This is a genomic window from Streptomyces sp. NPDC001717, assembly GCF_042892775.1.
GTDB lineage: Bacteria > Actinomycetota > Actinomycetes > Streptomycetales > Streptomycetaceae > Streptomyces.
In genome coordinates, this window is record NZ_JBIAUK010000010.1 from 181,247 (window position 1) to 202,903 (window position 21,657).

A 21,657-nucleotide genomic window follows, 5' to 3' on the forward strand; every position below is an offset into this window, starting at 1 on the left:
TGTGTTGCCTCTCAGAAGTCCTGCACCACGACGGTGGTGGCCTCGGCGACCGCCCGGTGGCCCTGCGTCAGGGTGAGAGCGACCGGTACGGCCGGCCGCCCGGCCCGGTCCCGCTCCACGGCGCCCGGTACGGCACTGCACGCCAGCGGGGTGTCCGCGTCGGCGTACCCCCGGAAGTGCACCCGGGAGGCGGCCAGGACGCTGCGCGAGGCGGCCAGCCCGGGCCCGCGTCCGGCGCACAGCAGAGCGGTCTGCCGCAGGGCTTCCAACAGGTGCAGCCCGGGCAGCAACCCGTTCTCGGCCGCGAACACGGGGGCCAGGCCGCGGGTGCGCACCGGGGCGGTCAGCCGGCCCGTCGCGTCCGTCTCGGGTTCGCCCACCAGGACGTTGTCGGGGCACTCGCGTCCCACGGAGGCCGGCTCCACCTGCCGTGTCGTCCGGGGCCGGGCCCGCGCCGCACCGGTCGCCTCCCGCGCGGCGGCCCGGGCGTGCGCGAGATGGGTGGCGTACAGGGCGGGCATGAGGAACACGAGCCCGGCCGAGCCGCCGGCGCACGGAGTGCCGTCGATGCCGACCTCGACGTGGAAGTCGAGACCGCGCGGAACGCCGCCCACGACGTGGGTGGGAACGGCGCGCAGACGCGTCGTGAGGCGGGAGTCGGCGACCGGCCCGCTGTGCCAGGAGGCCAGATCGGTCAGCTCCAGGTCGAACCGGTAGAACAGGCCGGGCCGGTCGGCCGGCACGCCGAAGTAGCGATGCCCGACGAACTCCCCGACCTCGCGCACCGATTCGATGACGGTCTGCTGGTCGTGGAAGCGGCTGCCGCCGTCATTGAACAGCGGGTGCCGCTGGGGGACGCGGTCCGCGAGCACGAAGTGTCCCTCGGCCATGCCCGGCGCGTCGAGGCAGTGGTCCCACGAGACCGGGCAGTGGATCAGGTGCCGGGTGGTGCCCGGGCCCGTCGGTCTCGGCGAGGCCGTCATGGCCTGCGTCATCGTCTCCCCCTCGGTGCGGCGTCGGACGCGCCGCGCCTTCAGCTTGGGCGGGGCGCGGCGCGGGCCGCCAGCGCCGGACGGTGGCAGCAAGTTGCACGGCCGGTACTGCGGATCCCGCAGGGCGTGCGCGGCGCGGACCGGGAGGTTTAGCGAAATACAGGCAGACCGTCCCACGGTGTCCTGCAGTTCCCGCCCGGCCTCCCGCCCCCCTCGTGAGGCCGGGCGGGGCTTCGATTCCGGCTGAACAGCTGAAAGGCGGTCCCCGATGACCACAGCACCTGTCCGGGCCGCGTCGGCGCCGGACACCGGCGCGGCTGCCCGAGCGGCCGGTGCCGCGACGGCCACCGCCACGACCGGCACCTCTCCGGGGCCTGCGGGCCTGGCCCGGCGAGTGCGCATCGGCTACGCCTCCGGGGCACTGGCCTCGGGTACCTTCACCACCCTGCCCGGTCTCCTGTTGCTCCCCTACCTGACCGACACCCTGGGCGTCACGGCCGCGGTCGCCGGGGCGGCCGTCCTCGTCCCCAAGGTCTGGGCGGCCGTGCTCAACCCCGTGATCGGCCGCCTCAGCGACCGCACCCGCTCGCGTTGGGGAGCGCGCCGCCCGTACGTGCTCGTCGGCGGTCTCGCCATGGCCGTGGCCGTCGCCCTGATGCTCTCGGGACCCGCCCACGGCACGGCCGGCGCGTGGTGGACCGAGGCCGGCTTCCTCCTCGCCGCCTCGGCCTTCGCCTGCTTCCAGATCCCGTACGCCGCGATGCCCGCCGAGATCGGCGGCCGCCCGGGGGACCGGGTGGCCCTGGCGGTCGGCCGGGTCGTCGCCCTGGGGCTTGCCGCACTGATCGTCGGTGCCGTGACACCGGTCCTGGTCGATCTGGGCGGCGGGGGCGTGGAAGGGCACCGCTGGGCGGGCCTGTTCGGGGCGGCGGTCATCGCCGCCGGAACGCTCGGGGTCTTCCTCGGCACCCGCTCCGCCGCGGCAGGCCCGGTCCGCGAGAGCGAGCCCAGCCTGCGCCGCCAACTGCGCGCGGCGCGCGGCAACGCCCGGTTCACCGCCTTGCTGGGCGCCGCCGCGGCCCAGGCCCTGGCCACCGGTGTCCTGCTGGCCGGCACCCCGTACGCTGCCCGCCAGGTGCTTCCGGCCCCTGGCTGGGCCGGAGCCCTGGTGGCCGCGTTCGTCGTCCCCAACCTCGCCACCACGGGCCTGTGGCGTCGCCTCGGTGACCGGCTCGGCACCCACCGGGCGTACGCCGTCTCCTGCGCCCTGTTCGCCGCCGGGTGCGCGCTGTTCCTCGCCGCCCCGGTCCTGCCGCCCGCGGCCGTGCTCGCCACCATGGCGCTGGCCGGCACCGGTCACGCGGGACAGCTGATGCTCCTGTACGCGATGCTGCCCGAGTGCATCGCGGAGGCGGACGCGCGCAGTGGCACCAGCCACGGGGGCTTGCTCGCCGGGCTGTTCTCCACCGGTGAGGCGGCCGGTCTGGCGGTGGGCCCCTTCCTGTACTCGCTCGTGCTCCAGGCGTTCGGATACGTCTCCTCCGACAGCGGGCGGGCCGTGGGTCAGTCGGCGCCGGCGGAGCTGGGGGTGCTCACCGGCATGGCGGTGGTGCCGGTGCTGGCCACGGCGGTGGCGGCGGCGGTGCTACGGCGGCGCCGACGGGGTGCATAAGGGGACCCCTATCCCGCCCGTACCGGCTTGCTCCGCCAACTGCGGTCCCTTTACGGTCGATTCGTTTCTTACGTCGTTGAGCGGCACTGCACTGCCGCACGAGGAGTCGTGGTGGATAACAGGGAACACCCCCGCCGGTGGGCGATCCTGGCCGTGCTGGCAGTCGCCGTATTCGTGGTGTCGATCGACGCGACCGTACTCAATGTCGCGCTGCCGACCCTGGGCAGAGAACTGGACGCGAGTACCGGGGAATTGCAATGGATGGTGGACGCCTATTCCCTGGTGCTCGCCGGACTCCTGCTCATGAGCGGAAGCCTGTCCGACCGGTTCGGCCGGAAAAGGCTGTTGGTGATCGGACTGGTGCTGTTCGGCGTCGCCTCGGTCGCCGCCGCCCTTTCCACCGAGTCCTGGGAACTCATAGCGACGCGGGCGCTGATGGGCGCCGGCGCCTCCGCCTTCATGCCCGGCACGCTGTCCATTCTCGTCCACGTGTTCTCCGATGAGGAGCGCCCCAAGGCCATCGGCATCTGGGGCGCGGTGACCGCGCTCGGCGCCGTCACCGGCCCGCTGATCGGCGGGGTGCTGCTCGAGCACTTCTGGTGGGGCTCCCTCTACCTCGTCAACGTGGGCGTGGTGGCCGCGGCCGTGTTCGGCGCGCTCGTGCTCGTACCCGAGTCCACCGATCCGACGGCCCGGCCGCTGGACGCCCTGAGCGCCCTGCTCTCCATCGTCGGCGTCACCGCGCTCGTCTACGGCGTGATCGAGCAGCCGCGCTACGGCTGGACCTCGACGGAGGTGCTGACCGGCCTCATCGGCGGCGCCGTGGTGACGGTCCTGTTCTTCGTCCGCCAGGCCACGGCGCGGCACCCCATGATCGACCTCGCGGTGGTGCGCAACCCCCGGTTCCTCGGCTCCAGCGGGACCATGGCGGTCCTCATGTTCGCCCTCACCGGCAGCCTGTTCGTGATCACCCAGGAGTTCCAACTGGTCCTCGGCTACTCGCCGCTGGCGGCGGGAGCGGCGATCCTGCCGGTCGCGGTGGCCCTGATGATCTGCTCGCCGCTGTCGCCGGTGGTCACCAAGGCGCTCGGGGTGCGGGCCACCGTCGTGCTCTCGTTGCTGGTGCTGGCCGCCGGATACGGCACGTACGCCGTGTTCACGCGGGAGTACGGGTACCCGGCGATGGTCGCCGCCATGGTGCTGGTCGGCGCCGGCATGGGACTGTCACAGCCGCTCGTCAACGACGTGCTGATGACGGCGGGCCCGCCCGAGCAGTCCGGGTTGCTGTCGTCCATGAACGACACCGTGCAGGAGATGGGCGCGGCCTTCGGCGTCGCCGTGGTCGGCAGTGTGCTGGCCACTCGGTACGCCTCCACGTACACCCTCGACGGGCCCGAGCCGGCCAAGCACTCCCTCGACCAGGCGCTGGAGGCCGCCCAGAGCCTGCCGGAGGAGGCCGCCAAGGCCACCGTCGCCGCCGCGCGCGAGGCCTTCGAGAAGTCCTTCTCGGCCTCCGCGGCCGTGTGCGCCGGCGTCGTCGTGCTCGGCGCGGTGGCCGCGGCCTTCCTGCTCCCGCGGCGGATCGAGAGCCCCTCCGAGGGCTCGAAGGCGGCGGACGGCACCTCCGCCCGGGGCGCCGTGGTCGCCCGGGAGACCGCCGTCTGACGGCAGACGGGCCCTGAACCCGAGATGCCGATTCCGCCGCACCCGATAAACCGGCCACCCACGCGAACCCCCGTCGCGTGGGTGGCTTTTTCGTACCCGCCGCAATGCGCGCAGGCGCGCCCGCGCACATCCGCCGCGATGTGTCCGGGAAAGGGGTTGTGCTGTTCCCGATCGGGGTGTGCCGGGGCCGTTCTAGGGGCGGGCTAGGGGTGCCCTTCGGCCGGCTGGCCGAATAACTTTCCCTGAGTAGACGCCCGTTCGAAAGGGAAATCAATGACCGAGGTCCAGGGGCAGCTGGAGAAGACCCCGCTCCAGGTGGAGCTGGAAGACGTCCTGCGCCGTTACATCGACGAATTGCTCAACAACCACCGCGACGAGCTGGTCGAGGAATTCATGCACCCCGAATTCCGCCACTTCACCGACGAGAGCGCGCTGGCCCTCGAAAACGACGGCACCGACCTCGAAGGAATCAAGGCCGGCCTGATCGAGGTCCGCGAGAAGCTCGCGCCGCACTACAGCGCCGAGGTCGTGCGCTGGGAGGGCGACATCGCCCACCTGGAGTGGAAGACCACCGTGACGCACCAGGGCTACATCTTCGACCGCGAGCCCACGGGCAAGACCTTCACCCTCACGTACACCGGCCAGACCCGCTTCAAGGACGGGAAGATCTACCAGGCCCAGAACTACTGGGACCCGCAGCAGGCCCTCTCCGTCATCGACGGCGACTGAGGGGCCGAGGCGCACCAGTGACGACATCGACTTGGGCCGGCCACACGACGGTGGCGGCCGATGACGCCGCCCCGGGCGACGGGGCGGGCCGCACCGCCCTCGTGTTCTCCGGTCAGGGCAACCAGTGGCCGGGCATGGGCCGGGAGCTGCTGCACCGCGAACCGGTCGTACGAGCCGTGTTCGAGGAGGCGGACGCCATCCTCGGCACCACTGCCGGCTGGTCCCTGCTCGGCGAACTGTCCGCTCCCCAGGACGAGTCGCGGCTGGAGGACCCGGCCGTCCTCCAGCCGGTGCTGGTGACGCTGCAGATCGCTCTCGCCCGGCTGCTCGCCGAACGGGGCGTGGTCGCCGACGCGTTCACCGGTCACAGCCTCGGCGAGATCGCCGCCGCGGCGGCAGCCGGGGCGCTGGACCTGCCCGGCGCGCTGCGGCTGGCCGGTCTGCGCGGCGAGCTGATGCGCCGTGCGGTGGGCACCGGACGCACCGCCCTCCTCGGTGTTGACGCCGAGGAGGCGGCCGGCCGGATCGCCCGGCACGGCGGCCGGGCCGACGTCGCCGCCTGGAACGCGCCCGGCTCCACCCTCATCGCCGGAGAGGCCGCCACGGTCGCGGCCGTCGTCGGCGAACTGACGGCCGAGGAGGTGTTCTGCCGGATCCTGCCCGGCGAGATCGCCTTCCACAGCCGGTACCTGGAGCCCCTGCGCGCCGAGTTCACCGACGCCGCCCAGGGCATCGCGCCGCGTGCCACCACCGCACCCCTGGTGTCCACGGTCACCGGCGACGTCGTACCGGGCGAGGCGCTGGACGCCGCGTACTGGGGAGACAACCTGCGCCGGCCGGTCCGCTTCGTCCAGGCCGTGGACCGCCTCCTGGCCCTGGGCTGCCGCACCTTCGTCGAGGTCGGAGCCCATCCGACGCTCTCCCCCTCGCTCGCCGACATCTGCGCGGCCCGTGGGATCGAGCCGCTGATCCTGCCCAGCCTGCGGCGCGCCGAAGGCGAACAGGAGTCCCTGCTGCGCACCGTCTGGCGGCTGCGCGCCGCGGGCGCCGTGCGCGCCCCCGCCGCCGGCCCGCCCCGGGCCGTCCGCTTCCTCGCCGCGACCACGGGGCAGACCCCGCGTCCCGCGCTGCGCGGCCGAGCCGCACAGCTCGCCGCCGCCGTGGCCGACACGGCGCTGGGGCTGCTGCCCGCCGGCCCCGCCGCCGTGCGGTTCGAGCCGGCCGCCGCACCGCTGCCCGGGGAGGCCACGCTCGCGGCCGCCCCCGTGGCGCCCGGCGCCACTGCCGTCGCCGCGTACGGACGTGCGCCGCAGGGCGGTTGGGTGCGGCTGGCCACGGCCCGGCCCGAGGAGACCGCGCTCGTGAGCGGTCCCGCCGGAGACCGGTCCGCCGGAGACCGGTCCGCCGGACCGGGGTCCCTGGTCGAGCTGTCGGCCCGCTGCGCCGAGCCGGGCACCGTCGCCGACACCGCGGTCGAGGCGGCCTGGCACGGCGGGGACGAGGTGCTCGTACGGCTGCGCCCGGGTACCGCCGGCACTCGGCGCGAGCAGCTCGACGTCGCCCTGCGGGTGGCGGCCGCGGCCCTCGGCGCGCACACGCCGGCGGCCCTGCACGGTGTCGAGCGCCACGAGTCCGGTGCCGCTGCCCGTTGGGTGCACCTGGCTCCCGCCGGGCCCATGTCGCAGGCCGCACCGACGGCGCAGGCCGCCCCGCCGAACGCCGGCGAGGCACCGGATCCGGCGGGCACCGCCGTACACGTCCTGGACGAGCAGGGCGGGACCCTGCTCCGCATCGCACGGTCCACGTGGCGGGCGAAGGACACGACGGATTCCGCCGCCGCCCCGGCCGACCAGGCGACCGTGCCGACCGAGGACGCCCACACCGACGCGGCACCCGACCTCGCCGCGCTGCTCGCGGCCGGGCCGGAGGCCCGACTGGAGCTGCTCACCGGGCATGTCCGCCGGGCCGCCGCATCGGTGCTGCGTTCCGGCCCCGACCGGGTGCCGGCCGACCGGCCTCTCAACCGGCTCGGCATGGACTCCGTCATGGGCCTGGAGCTGCGTCGCCGCCTGGAGCGGGACTTCGGGGTCGAGATCGGCCTGGTGCGCATCCTGCGTGGCGCCACGGTCGCCGACCTCGCGGCCGAACTGGGCGAGGAACTGGCCGCGGCCGCCGACCTCGCAGCCGACCTCGCCGAGGCCCCGGCGCCCGGCCCCGACGGCGGCCGCCCCGCCCCCCTGCCCGACCTCGACGACCCCGCGGACATCGAACGGCTGCTGGCCGAACTCGACGCGCTCTCTCCGGAGGAGGTGGACTCGCTGCTCGGCCGACTGGCCGGTGACGCAGCGGGCGAGATATGAGCACACACCAGTCCACGCCCCCCACGGCCCCAGGCTCCCCGGCCCAGGCGGCCGCCCCGGCTGCCACGCCGGCCGACACCCCGGCTGCCGCCCGTTCGGACGCCCCCGCAGCGGCCTCGGCGGATCCGCGCCGCGCCCTGCTGCGCGCCGAACTGCTGCGCCGTGCCGCCGCCCGCGGAGCGAACGCTCCCGGCCCCGCCGCCTCCCCGGCGCCCACCATCCCCGGCGGGGGAACGGCTTCCGCGCCCGGCAGCGGAACCGTGCCGGCCGTCACGGCGGCCCCGGCCGCCCCCGCCGACCATCCGGTCTCCGAGGGCCAGCGCGCCCTGTGGCTGTTCGACCAGATGCACCCGGGCAGCCCCGCCTACAACCTGTGCTTCGCCGCCAAGGTCACCGGTCCGCTGCACGCCGACGCCCTGCGCACCGCCCTGCAGGTCCTGCAGGACCACCACCCGGTCCTGCGCACCGCCGTCGTCCAGAGCGGCGGAGAGCTGGTCCAGCGCGTCCGCACCGGCGTGGAGGTCGACTTCTCGGAGCAGGACCTCACCGGCCGGGGCGAGGCCGCGCTCCGCGAGGCCGTCACCGCCTTCACCGAGCGCCCGTACGACCTCGGCGAGGGCGCCTTCCTGCGCGCGCGGGTGGTGCGCACCGGCCCCGAGCAGGCCGTCCTGCTCCTCGGCACCCACCACATCGCCGCGGACCTGTGGGCCTTCTCGCTCATGCTGCGCGACCTCCAGCACGCCTACCCCGCCGTCCGTGCAGGCCGGCCCGCCGCACTGGCCGCGCCCGCCGCCGACTACCTGGAGTACACCCGCTGGCAGCGCGCCCTCGTCGACGGCCCCAAGGGGCGCGCGGCCGCCGCCTACTGGACCGAGCAGCTCTCCGGCGAGGTCCCCCGGCTCGAACTGCCCGCCGACCGGCGCCGCCCGGCACGCCCCGGCCACCGCACGGCCGTGCACGCCTTCACCCTCGACGCGGACACCACCGCGAGCCTGCGCCGACTGGCTCGCGAGAGCGGCGGCACCCTCTACACCGCCGTACTCACCGCGTTCAACCTGCTCATGCACCGCTACACCGGCCAGGACGACATATGGCTGGGCTCGGTGTCCACCGGCCGCGGCAAGGCCGCCTTCGAGGACGTCGTCGGCTACTTCGCGAACCTGATGGTGCTGCGCACGCGCATCGCGCCCGAGCACACCTTCCGCACCCTGCTGGAGCAGGTCCGCGAGAGCGCCCTGGACGCCATGGAACACCAGGACTACCCCTACCCGCTGGTGGCCGAGGGCCTGGCGGACAGCGGAGCCGGCGGCTCGCTCTTCGACGTCGCCTTCTACTACGAGTCCGCCTCCTACACCACCGAGCAGGGCCTGTCCCTGTTCGCCACCGGCGCCGCCGGCGCCCGCCTCGCCCTCGGCGACCTCGTGCTGGAGCCGCACCCGCTGCCCGTCCAGGGCAGCGAGCACGACATCACCGTCTTCGCCGAGGAGGTGGACGGGCGGCTCACCTGCTCCCTGCGCTACGCCACCGACCTGTTCGACCGCCTGACGGCCGAGAACCTCGGCCGTCACTTCCAGGCGCTGGCCGCCGCCTGCGTCGCCGCCCCCGACACCGCGCACGGCCTGCTGCCGATGTTGTCGGAGTCCGACCTGCGCCAGGTCCTCACCGAGTGGAGCCGCCCCGGGAACCCGGCGGCCCTCACCCACCGCGGGGCACACGAACTGGTGCTGGCGCAGGCCGCCCGTACGCCCGACGCGATCGCCGTCGAAGGCGGCGGCGAGCGCATGACCTACCGCGAGCTCGCCGAGCGGGCCACGGCGCTCGCGTACGTGCTGCGCGCCCACGGCGTGGGCCCGGAGACCAAGGTGGGTCTGAGCGGCGACGGCACCCCCCGGCTGTGGGCGGGCATGCTGGCCATCCTGATGGCGGGCGGCGCGTACATCCCCCTCGACCCCACCTACCCCGTCAAGCGGCTGGAGTACATGATCGAGGACTCCTCGGTCGCCCTGCTCCTCGCCCAGCGTTCCGTCGTGGGCAAGCTGCCCGCCGTGGACGTGCCCGTGCTCTTCCTCGACGACGAGTACGAGATCCCGGCGGACGCTCCCGCGCTTCCCGAACCCGACGGCGGCCGGCTCGCGTACGTCATCTACACCTCCGGTTCCACCGGCCGCCCCAAGGGCGTCATGGTCGAGCACGCCGGACTGGTCGACTTCGACGTCGCCCACCGCGAGTCGATGCCCGCCTTCCCCGGCCGCCGCGTGCTGCAGAACGCGTCCATCAGCTTCGACGTCAGCACCTGGGAATGGATGATGGCGCTGACCACCGGCGCCACCCTGGTGGTCGCCCCGCGCGAGGAGCTGCGCCCCGGCCCGCCGCTCGTCGCCACCCTGGGCCGCGAGCGCATCACCACGCTCAGCGCCACGCCCTCGGTGCTGGCCACCATGGACCCCGAGGACGCGCCCACCGTCACCGAGCTCACCTCCGTCGGCGAGGCCATCTCCGCGGACCTGGTGCGCGCCTGGTCCCCGGGCCGCCGGATCTGCAACGCCTACGGCCCCACCGAGATCACCGTCTTCTGCACCACCGCGATCCTGCGGCCCGACGGCACCGTCCCGCCCATCGGCCGCGCCCTGCCCGGCACCGAGCTGTACGTGCTCGACGCCGCGCTGCGCCCGGTCCCCCCAGGGGTGGTCGGCGAGCTGTACCTGGGCGGCACGGGTGTCACCCGCGGCTACCAGAACCGCCCCGACCTCACCGCCGACCGGTACGTGCCGCACCCCTTCTCCGACGAGCCGGGGGCCCGGGTCTACCGCACCGGCGACCGCGTCCGCTTCGACCGCGACGGCACCCTGCACTACCTCGGCCGCGCCGACCACCAAGTCAAGATCCGCGGCGTGCGGATCGAGCCCGGCGAGGTCCAGGACGCCCTCGAATCGCACCCGGGCGTGCGCGAGGCCGTGGTCATGGCCCGTCCGGGCCGCGACGGCCGGCTGATCCTGGCCGGATACGTCCTCGAGGAGCCCGCGGAGCAGGCGCCCACGGTCGCCGCCCTGCGCGCACATCTGGCCGAGCGGCTCACGTCCGCGATGATCCCCTCGCACCTGTTCGTCATGGGCGCCTTCCCGCTCAACCCGAACGGCAAGGTGGACCGGGAGCGGCTGCCCGCTCCCGAGGAGCTGCCCGAGGACGGCGCGCACGGCGGTACGCCGCCCACCACCCCCACCGAGAAGGCCGTCGCCGAAGTGTGGGCCGACCTGCTCGGCACCGACCGGCTGGGCACGGGCTCCAACTTCTTCGAGCTGGGCGGACATTCGCTGCTCGCCGTCCAGGCGGCCGCCAGGCTGCACGAGCGCACCGGCGTCGAACTCCCGTTGCGGGACCTTTTCGACGCACCCCTGCTCGGCGCCGTCGCCGCCCGCATCGACGCCCTCGCGGGCGGCCCGGACGGCACCAGTGCCGCGCTCGCGCCCGCGGACGACCCGATCCCCGCCCTGCCGCGCGAGGCCGAGGGGCTGCCGCTGTCCTCGGCGCAGCAGCGGCTGTGGTTCGTCGAGCAACTCCAGCCCGGCGGGCTCGCCTACCGCATCGCCGGCGAACTCCACCTGGACGGACGGCTCGACACCGTCACCCTGCGCGCCGCGCTCACCGAGGTGGTACGCCGCCACGAGGCCCTGCGCACCGTGTACGCCGCCCACCACGGGGACCCCCGCCAGGTGATCGCCGAGGTCCCGGCCGGGGAGCTGCTGCCGCTGGTCGACCTGGCCGCGCTGGAGCCCGCCGCGCGCGAGCGGGCCCTGGCCGAGGAGACCGAGCGGTTCACCCGCCGACCCTTCGACCTCACCCGCACCCCCCTGCACACCCAGCTCGTGCGGATCGCGGAAGACCGGCACATCCTGCGCCTGGCGGTCCATCACATCGCCGCCGACGGGTGGTCCATGCGTCTGGTGGTGCGCGAACTGACCGCGCTGTACGCCGAGTACACCGGCGGTCCGAAGGCCTCGCTGCCCGAACCGGTGGTCCAGTACGCCGACTTCGCCGCCTGGCAGCGCGAGCGGCAGAGCGGCCCGGCCGGCGAGGCGGAGCTCGCCCACTGGGTGGCCACCCTGACGGGTGCGCCCGCCGCCCTGGATCTGCCCACCGACCGGCCCCGCCGCGACCTCGGGCAGCGGCCCGCCGCCCGGGTGCGCCGCACCCTGCCCGTCGGCCTCGCCGAGCGGCTGCGCACCCTGGCCGCCCACGAGCACGCCTCGCTCTCCATGGCCCTGCTCACCGGCTACAAGGCGGTACTCCGCCGCTGGTCGGGCCGGCAGGACATCGTGGTCGGCATGCCCGTGGCCGGCCGCGGGCGGCCCGAACTCGACCACGCCGTCGGCCTGTACGTGAACACCGTGGCGGTCCGCACCGACCTGTCCGGCGGTCCCGCCTTCCGCGAGGCCCTTCGTCGGGTGCGCACGAGCGCGCTGGATGCGGACGCCCACCAGGACGTGCCCTTCGAGCGCGTGGTCGAACGCCTCGGAACCGCCCGGGACCTGACCCGTACGCCCGTCTTCCAGGTGCTGTTCAACATGCTCAACCTGGACGACTCGCGCCACGAACTGCCCGGGGTCGAAGCCCGCCTCGTCGAGGCGGAGGACGTCGCCGCCCGCTACGACCTCACGCTGTACGCCAAGCCCGCCGCCGACGGCTCGCTCGGCCTGGACCTGGTCTACGACGCCGCCCTCTTCGACGAGGCGACCGCCCTGGCGTTCCTCGACCAGTTCGAGGGCCTGCTCGACGCCGCCGCCGAGGATCCGGACAGCGCCGTCGACGAGCTGCCCGTACCGCGCCCGGCCGCCCTGCCGGATCCGGCCGCCCCGCTGCCCCCCGGCCCGTGGACCGCGGCCGTGCACGAGCGGTTCGCCGCCACCGCCGAAGCCGCGCCCGACGCGGTCGCCCTGTGCCACCGCGGCGCGCAGTGGTCCTACGGCCGGCTCCACGAGGCGGTGGCCTCCCTGGCCACCGAGCTGGGGGCCGCCGGCACCGGCCGTGGGGGCACCGTCGCCGTGCACGCCGAGCGCACCCCGGCCCTCGTGGTCGCGGTCCTGGCGGCCCTGCGCACGGGCGCCGCGTTCGCCCTGCTGGACCGGGCCCACCCGGTCGAGCGCCGCGAGGCGATCGCCCGCGGCCTCGCCGCGACCGCGTGGCTGGAGACGGGTGCCGAACGGCCCGACGTGCTGGGCCCCGAGGTCCCGTTCGCCCGCGTGGTCGCCGCGCCCGCCGCCGGTTCCACCGCCGCCGGCACCGCCGCGCCCGTCCCGGCCGAGCCCGGCCAGACCGCGTACCTCGCCTTCACCTCGGGCACCACCGGGCAACCCAAGGGGGTCGTGGGCAGCCACGGCCCGCTGGCCCACTTCGTCGACTGGTACACCCGGACCTTCGCGGTGAGCGCCGCGGACCGGTTCGCCCTCACCTCGGGACTCAGCCACGACCCGCTGCTGCGCGACCTGTTCGTGCCGCTCACCCTGGGCGCCCGGCTGCACGTCCCCACCGCGCAGGACCTGGCCGCGCCCGAAGCCTTCGCCTCCTGGCTGGCCGCCGAGGGCATCACCGTGCTGCACCTGACCCCGCCCATGGCCCGCTTCCTCGGCGGCCTGGCCGAAGGCCGCCTGCCCGCCCTGCGGTACGTGTTCTTCGGCGGCGACCGGCTCACCGGCAACGAGGCGGCCATCGTGCGGCGGCTCGCCCCCCGCGCCCGGCTGGTCAACTTCTACGGCGCCACCGAGACGCCGCAGGCCCCGGCCTGGCATCCGGTGGGGGAAACGGCTCCGGACGAGTCCGTGCCGCTGGGCACCGGCATCGACGGCGCCCAGCTGCTGGTCCTGCGCGGCGGCCTGCCCGCGGCACCCGGCGAGCTCGGCGAGATCGTCGTCCGCACCGCCCACCTCGCCGACGGCTACCTCGGCCCCGACGAGGAGGACCGTTTCACCGCCGACCCGGCGGGCCGCCACGGCGAGCGGCTGTACCGCACCGGCGACCTCGGCCGGCACCGGCCCGACGGCACCGTGGTGTTCGCCGGCCGCGGCGACCGCCAGGTCAAGGTGCGCGGCCACCGCGTCGACCTCACGGGCGTCGAGCACGCCCTGCGCGCCCACCCGGCCGTCACGGCCGCCGTGGCCGCCGCCGTCACCGACACCACCGGGGAGCTCACCCTCGCCGCCTGGGCCACCACCGACGGCTCCGCCGACGGCCCGGCCCTGCGCGGCCACCTGCTGACCCGGCTGCCCGCCGCGATGGTGCCCGGCACGGTCGAGGTGGTGGGGGAGCTCCCGCTCACCGCCAACGGCAAGGTGGACGTCGAGGCGCTGCGCGCCCGGCGCCCGCAGCGGGGCGCGGCGGCCGCCCGCACGCCTGCCACCCGGACCGAGGAGCGGGTCCGCGCCCTGTGGCAGGAGCTGCTCGGCGTCGCGGACATCGGGCGCGAGGACACGTTCTTCGGCCGGGGCGGCCATTCGCTCCAACTGGTCCCGCTCCAACTGCGGATCCGTGCCGACCTCGGCGTCGACGTACCGGTGGTCGAGTTGCTGCGGTACCCGACCGTGGCCGCGCTCGCCGCCCACCTCGACGGCCTGCTCGCGGATGGGCCGTTCGACGGGACCGGTGACGTGGCGGGCGCCGGGGCCGCACACCGACCGAGCAACGACCAGGCCGCGCGCGACGAGGCGGCCGAACGCGCCAGACGGGCCGCCGACCGGCGGCGCCGGATGAGAAGGGGACAGGGGGATGGCTGAGCTCGTGGGAGCTGAGGACTTCGGGGACGAGCCGGAGAAGATCGCGGTCGTGGGCCTGGCCTGCCGGGTGCCCGGCGCCGACGACGTGCGCGGTTTCTGGGAGAACCTGGTCGGCGGCGTCGAATCGATCGAGCGGCTCGACGTACCGGCCGATGCGCCCGAGGGGTACGTGCCGGCGGTCGCGCGCATCAAGGGCGCCGAGGACTTCGACGCGGAGTTCTTCGGCATGACCCCGCGCGAGGCCGCACTGGCCGACCCGCAGCAGCGGCTCTTCCTGGAGCAGTGCTGGGCCACGCTGGAGGACGCCGGCTGCGACCCGGAGCGCTACCCGGGCCGCATCGGGGTCTGGGGCGGCGTCTCGTTCAACTCGTACCTCGTGTTCAACGTGCTGCCCGGCCTCTCGCGCGGCAAGCTGCTCGGCGAGTACCCGGCCGCCCTGCTGCACGGCAACGACAAGGACTACCTGACCAGCCGCGTCGCGCACCGTCTGGGCCTGACCGGACCCGCCGTCACCGTGCAGACCGCCTGCTCCACCTCGCTGGTCGCGGTCGCGGAGGCGGCCCGCGCCCTGCTGGACTACCAGTGCGACATGGCCCTGGCGGGCGGCGCCTCGCTCAAACTCCCCCAGGACTGGGGGTACGTGTACGAGACCGGCGGCATCCAGTCGCCGGACGGCTACTGCCGGGCCTTCGACGCCGAGGCGGCCGGCACCGTCTTCGGCAGCGGCGTCGGCGTGGTGGCCCTCAAGCGGCTCTCCGACGCGATCGCCGACGGGGACCGGGTGCACGCCGTGATCCTCGGGTCCGCCGTCAACAACGACGGTGCCCGCAAGGCCGGCTACGCGGCGCCCAGCGTCGACGGTCAGATCCAGGTGCTCACCGACGCCTACTTCGCCGCAGGCGTCAGCCCGGCCTCGATCGGCTACGTCGAGGCGCACGGCACCGGCACCGCCATCGGCGACCCCATCGAACTGGCCGCCCTGGACGAGGTGTTCGCGGCCCAGGGAGTGTCACCCGGTGCCGTGGCCATCGGCTCGGTGAAGACCAACATCGGCCACCTGAACGCCGCTTCGGGGGTCATCGGGCTCATCAAGGCCGTACTCGCGGTGCGCGAGGGGCAGCTGCCGTCCAGCCTGCACTACCGCAACCGCAACCCGCGTACCAGCGACAAGTCGCCCTTCGCGGTCAACGACCGGCTGCGGCCCTGGCCGGTCGGCGACGGCCCCCGCCGGGCCGGGGTCAGCTCGCTCGGCGTCGGCGGCACCAACGTCCACGTCGTCCTGGAGCAGGCCCCGGCGGGCCGGGCCACGGGGGTCGACCGGACACCCGACCGGCTGCTGGTGCTCTCCGCCCGCACCCCCGACGCGCTCGCCGAGACCGCCGCCCGACTGGCCGGCGTACTGGAGCGGGCCCCCGAGGACGCGCTGCCGGACGTGGCCCGCACGCTGGCCGCGGGCCGCCGGCGCTTCCCGCACCGGGCCGCCGTCGTGGCCGCGACCCCGGCCGAGGCCGCCGCACAGCTGCGGCGGGCCCCCGCCCGGCACGCCCCGGCACCCGCCCCCGCCGTGTTCCTCTTCCCCGGCCAGGGCACCCAGTACCAGGGCATGACCTCCGAACTGCTGGCATCCGAGCCGGAGTTCGCCCGACACATCGCCGAGTGCGCCGAACTGCTCGCTCCGCACACCGGCATCGACCTCGTCTCCCTGCTGTCCGCCCCGGCGGAGCCGGGCGCGGTCGACCCCCTGGTCGACACCCGGCTCGCCCAGCCCGCCCTGTTCGCCGTCGAGTACGCGCTCGCCCGCTGGTGGACCGCCCGGGGCGTGACGCCCGCCGCGATGCTCGGCCACAGTCTGGGCGAGTGGACGGCGGCCTGCCTGGCGGGCGTGTTCACCCTGGAGGACGCGGTGCGACTGGTCGCCGCGCGCGGCCGGATGATGGCCGAGTGCCCCCCGGGCGCCATGCTGGCCGTCGAGCTGCCCGAGGCCGAGGCCCGTACGCTCGAAGGCCCCGAGCTGGCGGTCGCCGCCCTCAACGCCCCGGCGCGGTGCGTGCTCTCCGGGACGCGGGAGGCCGTCGCCCGGGCCGAGGCGCTGCTCGCCGAGCGCGGGGTGGGCGCCAGGCGGCTGGTCACCTCGCACGCGTTCCACTCCGCGATGCTCGACCCGATGGTGGGCCCGTTCGCGGACCTGGTCGCCTCGGTCGCGCTGCGCACTCCGGCCATCCCCTTCGTCTCCAACGTGACCGGCACCTGGATCACCGATGGCCAGGCGACCGATCCCCGGTACTGGGCCGGCCAGGCCCGGGCCGCCGTACGGTTCGCCGACGGGGTCGCGGCCCTGCTCGCCGCCGAGCCCTCGCCGGTGCTGCTGGAGCTCGGCCCCGGACGGGCCCTGGGCCGCTTCGCCGCCCAGGTGGGCGGTCCCGACCTGTGGCCGGTGACCACCGTCCGCGGGGCCCGCGGGACCGGCTCCGACCGGCGCCTGCTGCGGGAGGCCCTGGGCCAGGCCTGGGCCCGCGGGGTCCACGTCGACCTGCAGGAGGCCGCCCCGGACGCGGGCCGCGTGACCGACCTGCCGGGCCACCCGATGAACCGCCGACGGCACTGGATCGATCCGGTGGAGTCGCCGGAGGCCCTCCCCGCCCCCGTACACGTCCCCGACGCGCGGGCAGCGCAGGCACCCGCGGCGGACTCGGCGCAGGCCCTGCCCGCCGAGTCCGCGCACGCCGCCGCCGCGCCGGACGCACCCGCCCCGGCCCCCGCGCCGCCGGCCCCCGTCGCGGGCCCCGTGGCGCAGATCACCGAACTGTGGCGCGAACTGCTCGGCATCGACGACATCGGCCCCGACGCCGACCTCTTCATGCTCGGCGGCGACTCGCTCAACGCTTCCCAGCTGATCTCCCGAGCCAACCGGCTCTTCAAGGTCGAACTGCCCCTCGAGGACTTCCTCGACGAGCCGACCGTACGGCGGATGGCCGAACTCGCCCTCCGCGCACAGACCGACAACCCTGCCGAGGCGGTGGAGCAGTGACCATCCCGACCAGCGAACCGCTGTCGTTCGCACAGCAGCGCATGTGGTTCATGGAAGAACTCGTGCCCGGAACCGCGCTGCAGAACATCCCGCTCGCCGTGCGTCTGACGGGCCCCCTCGACGTCCGAGCCGTGCACGGCGCCTTCCGGGCGGTCGTACGCCGCCACGACACCCTGCGCACCGGTTTCGGCGTCCACCAGGGCGTCCCCGGGAACCGCGTCCTGCCTCCGGAGGAGGCCGACGTGGCCCTCGCGGTGGCCGACTTCGGCCCCGGTGGCGGTGGCGGCGAGGGGGAGCGGACCCTGAGCGCCTGGCTGCACGCGCAGGCCACCGCCCCCTTCGCCCTCGACCGGCCCCCGCTGCTGCGCGTGGGTCTGGCCCGGCTCGCGGACGACGAGCACGTCCTCGCGCTCACCGTCCACCACCTCGTGTGCGACGGCTGGTCCCTGGACGTGCTGATCCGCGAGTTCAACACCGCCTATCGGGAGCTGGCTTCCGGGGCTGCGGACGCGGGCCTTTCCGAACCCACGTGCCGTTACGCCGAGTTCGGCGCCCGCCAGCGGCAGCGCTTCGAGAGCGGAGCCATGGCGGCCGACCTCGCGTACTGGCGCGAGAAGCTCGCCGGCGACCTGCCCGGCCTCGAACTGCCCACCGACCGGCCCCGCCCCGAGGAGCCCGGCTACCGCGGCGCCCGCATCCGCCGGGAGATCCCGGAGCCGCTCATGGACGCGGTCGCGGGCCTGGCCAAGAGCCGCGGCTTCACCCCGTACATGGTGCTGCTCGCCGGATACGGCGCGCTGCTCCAGCGCTGCACGGGACAGAGCGAGATCGTGATCGGCACCCCGATCGCGGGACGCTCCGACGTGGAGACCGAAGACCTGATCGGCCTCTTCGTCAACACCCTCCCCCTGCGTGTCGACCTCAGCGCCGACCCGGACTTCGGCGAACTGGTCAAGCGCGTCCGCAAGACCGCCGTCGGCGCGTACGCCCACCAGGGCCTGCCCTTCGAGAAGATCGTCGAGGACCTGCGGCCCGACCGCGGCGGCCACCTCGCCCCGCTGTTCCGCACCATGTTCATCCTCCAGAACGCGACCACCACGGCCCTGGACCTCCCGGGAGTGGCCGCCGAGGCCGTCGAGACGCACAACGGCACCTCCCGCTTCGACCTCCAGCTCATCATCGGCAAGCGCCCCGACGGATGGGTCGCCACCCTCGAGTACGACAGCGACCTGTTCGACCGCACCACCGTCGAGCGCATGCTGGACCGCTACCTGGTGCTCCTCGAAGGCGCCCTGGCCGAGCCCGCCACCCGGCTGTCCCGGCTGCCGATGCTCAGCGCCACCGAGCGCCGCCGCGTCCTCGAGATCGGCCGCAAGGCCCGCGACTTCCCGGTCACCGAGTGCCTGCACGAGACCTTCGCCCGGCACGCCCGGCAGCGACCCGAGGCCGTCGCCGTGTCCTGCGGCGGCGAGAGTCTCACGTACGCCGAAGTCGACCGCCGTGCCGAGGCGCTGGCGCTGCGGCTGCGCGCCGCGGGTGTCGGCCGCGAGACCCTGGTCGGCCTCTTCCTCGACCGCGGCCTCGACACCGCCGTCGCCATCCTGGGCGTGTTCAAGGCCGGCGGCGCCTACGTCCCGATGGACCCGCTCTACCCGGCCGCCCGGCTCGCCCGCATTCTCGGCGACGCCACCCCGCACGTGCTGATCACGCATGACGGGCTGCGCTCCGCCCTGCCCGAGTACGAGGGCCACCTCCTGGTCATCGACCGGCCCGAGGAGCCCTTCCCGGACCCCGCCCGCCCGGTGCCGCCGCGCGACCCGGTCCCCCAGGAGCCCGACAACACCGCGTACGTCATCTACACCTCCGGCTCCACCGGCACCCCCAAGGGCGTCCAGGTCAGCCACGCGACCGTGGCCCGCATGTTCGCGGCCATGACCGCCACCAGCACCTATGCGTTCGACGAGCACGACACCTGGCCCATGCTGCACAGCTACGCCTTCGACGTGTCCGTCGTCGAGATGTGGGGCGCCTGGCTGCACGGCGGCCGGCTGGTGGTCGTGCCCACGGAAACCGCCCGCGACCCGGAGGCCTACTACGCCCTCGTCCGCGCCGAGGGCATCACCGTGCTCAACCAGACCCCGTCGGCGTTCGTGCACTTCGCCGCCGTCGACGCCGGACACGACCCGGACACCCTCCCGCTGCGGGTGATCATCTTCGGCGGTGAGGCCCTGGAGTCCGGCACCCTCGCCAGCTGGTTCGAACGCCACGGCGACCGCGGCCCGCGCCTGGTCAACATGTACGGCATCACCGAGACCATCCACGTCACCATCCGCGAGATGACCGCGGACGACGTACGCCTGAACCGCCGCAGCCCGATCGGCCGGCCCATGCCCGACATGGAGCTGTACGCCCTCGACGACCTGCTCCAACCGGTGCCGATCGGCGTCACCGGAGAGCTGTACGTCGGCGGACCCGGCCTCGCCCGCTGCTACTTCCGCGACCCGTACAAGACGGCCGACCGGTTCGTCCCGCACCCCTTCTCCGACCGCCCCGGCGCCCGCCTGTACAAGAGCGGCGACCTCGCGCGGCTCACCGCCCGCGGCGAGTTCGAGTACGTCGGCCGCGCGGACCACCAGGTCAAGATCCGCGGCTACCGCATCGAGACCGGCGAGGTGGAGGCCGTGCTCCTCGACCACTCCGACGTGCACGCCGCCGTGGTCGTCCCGCAGCGCGGCGCCGACGGCGAACTCCACCTGTACGGCTATGCCACCCGCGAGCCCGGTGCACGGGCCGGCGAGTCCGACGCGACGACGGCCGCCGTGCTGCGCGAGCACCTCGCCGAGCGGCTGCCCGCCTACATGGTCCCCACGGCCGTCGTGGTCCTCGACGCGCTGCCGCTCACCGTGAACGGCAAGGTGGACCGCAAGGCACTGCCCGTGCCCGAACCGGTCCGCGCCGCCGGCGGGGCCGCGTACGTCGCGCCCCGCACCTCCACCGAAGTCCGCGTGGTCGCCGCCTGGCGCGACGTACTCGGCCTGGACCGGGTCGGTGTGCACGACAACTTCTTCGATCTGGGCGGCCACTCGCTGCTGGCGACCCGCCTGGTCTTCCGGCTCCGTGAGGAGTTCGCCACCGAACTCCCCCTGCGCGTGCTGTTCTCCGATCCCACCGCGGCCGGCATCGCCGCCGTCCTCGACGAGGCCGGCGCCGGCGCGGAGGCCCCGGTGGCGCCCCTGGAGGCCATGCGCGCCGACATCGTCCTCGGTGAGGGCATCAGCGGCTACCGCGCCCACGCGCTTCCCGGCGGTGAGCACCACATCCTGCTCACCGGCGCCACCGGGTTCCTCGGCGCCTTCCTGCTCGACGCCCTGCTCCGGGACACCGGCGCCACCGTGCACTGCCTGGTGCGAGCCGCCGACGCGGTCGCCGCCCGGCAGCGCCTCGAGCGGGTACTGTCGGGATACGGGCTGTGGGAGCCGGAGCGCGCCCACCGGGTGCGCGCCGTCCCCGGCGACCTGGCGGCGCCGAAGCTGGGCCTCGACCCCGCGACCTACGAGGACCTCACGGCGTGCGTCGACGCGGTCTACCACGCGGGAGCCGCCGTCAACCTGGTCCTGCCCTACGAGGAACTCAAGCCCGCCACCGTCGACGGCACCCGCGAGGTGCTGCGGCTGGCCGCCGCCACCGGCCGTGCGGCCGTGCACCACGTGTCCACCGTGGGCGTGTTCGCCGGGGCGGCCGCGGACGGCGGTGCCCACACCGAGGCCTCCCCGGCCGGGCCGCCCGAGCTGCTGCGCCAGGGCTACACCCAGAGCAAGTGGGTGGCCGAGCAGGTCATCGCCCTGGCCAGGGCCGAGGGCGTGCCCGTGACCGTGCACCGGCCTGCCCGTATCGCGGGACACACGGTCACCGGCGCCTGCCAGGCCGACGACTTCCTGTGGCGCGTCGTCAAGGGCTGCGTCCAGGCGGGCGCGGTACCCGAGGGCATCACCGCCGAGGCGGACCTGGTGCCCGTCGACTACGTGGCCCGGGCCATCGTGGCCGTGGCCCGGCGTCCCGAAGCCCTCGGCGGAATCCACCACCAGGTCAACACCCGGCCCGTACCGCTCGTCGAAGTGCTCGGCCACGTACGCGACTTCGGCTATCCGCTGGTCGAGAAGAGCCTCGGCGACTGGGTGGACCTCATCAAGGCCGACCCGGACAACGCGGCCTACCCGCTGCTGAGCCTCTTCGACCCGGCGGGCGGCGGCTTCGTCGCCGTGCGCTTCGACGACCCGGACACCCGGGCCCACCTCGCCGGCACCGGCGTCGCGTGCCCGCCGCTCGACGCGCAACTCCTTCGCACCTACCTCGACTGGTTCGCGGCCACCGGGTACCTGCCGCAGCCGCGCTGACCACACCCACGACCGGAAACCCTCACCACCCACTACCGACGGAGACACCGAAC

At 74.8% G+C, this 21,657-nt stretch carries 8 protein-coding genes; 7 read left to right on the forward strand and 1 reads right to left on the reverse strand.

The genetic code is table 11. From position 1 onward, the window contains the following. Positions 1 to 11: 11 nt before the first annotated feature. On the reverse strand, positions 12 to 995 hold the full coding sequence (locus tag ACFYZL_RS19140; RefSeq protein ID WP_388680190.1) for an AfsA-related hotdog domain-containing protein: 984 nt from the start codon (positions 993 to 995) through the stop codon (positions 12 to 14). A gap of 265 nt (positions 996 to 1,260) precedes the next feature. Between ACFYZL_RS19140 and ACFYZL_RS19145 the strand changes: the two genes are divergently transcribed. The 7 genes from ACFYZL_RS19145 to ACFYZL_RS19175 all read left to right on the forward strand — a co-directional run bounded on the left by ACFYZL_RS19145 (position 1,261) and on the right by ACFYZL_RS19175 (position 21,604). Next, positions 1,261 to 2,664 (forward strand): MFS transporter, encoded by a 1,404-nt coding sequence (locus tag ACFYZL_RS19145; RefSeq protein ID WP_384746045.1) that lies wholly within the window; start codon positions 1,261 to 1,263, stop codon positions 2,662 to 2,664. 111 nt (positions 2,665 to 2,775) lie between these two features. Then, positions 2,776 to 4,329 carry an MFS transporter gene (locus ACFYZL_RS19150; protein ID WP_388680194.1) on the forward strand — a complete coding sequence of 518 codons (1,554 nt, stop codon included), beginning with the start codon at positions 2,776 to 2,778 and terminating at the stop codon, positions 4,327 to 4,329. Positions 4,330 to 4,602: 273 nt separating this feature from the next. Further along, positions 4,603 to 5,058 carry an ester cyclase gene (locus tag ACFYZL_RS19155; RefSeq protein WP_384746047.1) on the forward strand — a complete coding sequence of 152 codons (456 nt, stop codon included), beginning with the start codon at positions 4,603 to 4,605 and terminating at the stop codon, positions 5,056 to 5,058. A 17-nt stretch (positions 5,059 to 5,075) separates the two neighbouring features. Then, complete coding sequence (locus ACFYZL_RS19160; RefSeq protein ID WP_388680197.1) at positions 5,076 to 7,418, forward strand: acyltransferase domain-containing protein; 2,343 nt, start codon at positions 5,076 to 5,078, stop codon at positions 7,416 to 7,418. Further along, entirely contained in the window at positions 7,415 to 14,182 is a 6,768-nt protein-coding gene (locus tag ACFYZL_RS19165) for an amino acid adenylation domain-containing protein (protein WP_388680200.1), read from the forward strand. The genes ACFYZL_RS19160 and ACFYZL_RS19165 overlap by 4 nt, the downstream gene beginning before the upstream one ends. After that, entirely contained in the window at positions 14,175 to 17,210 is a 3,036-nt protein-coding gene (locus ACFYZL_RS19170; RefSeq protein ID WP_388680203.1) for a type I polyketide synthase, read from the forward strand. The genes ACFYZL_RS19165 and ACFYZL_RS19170 overlap by 8 nt, the downstream gene beginning before the upstream one ends. After that, entirely contained in the window at positions 17,207 to 21,604 is a 4,398-nt protein-coding gene (locus ACFYZL_RS19175; protein WP_388680206.1) for an amino acid adenylation domain-containing protein, read from the forward strand. Before ACFYZL_RS19170 ends, ACFYZL_RS19175 begins: the two co-directional genes overlap by 4 nt. The last annotated feature ends 53 nt before the right edge of the window (positions 21,605 to 21,657 follow it).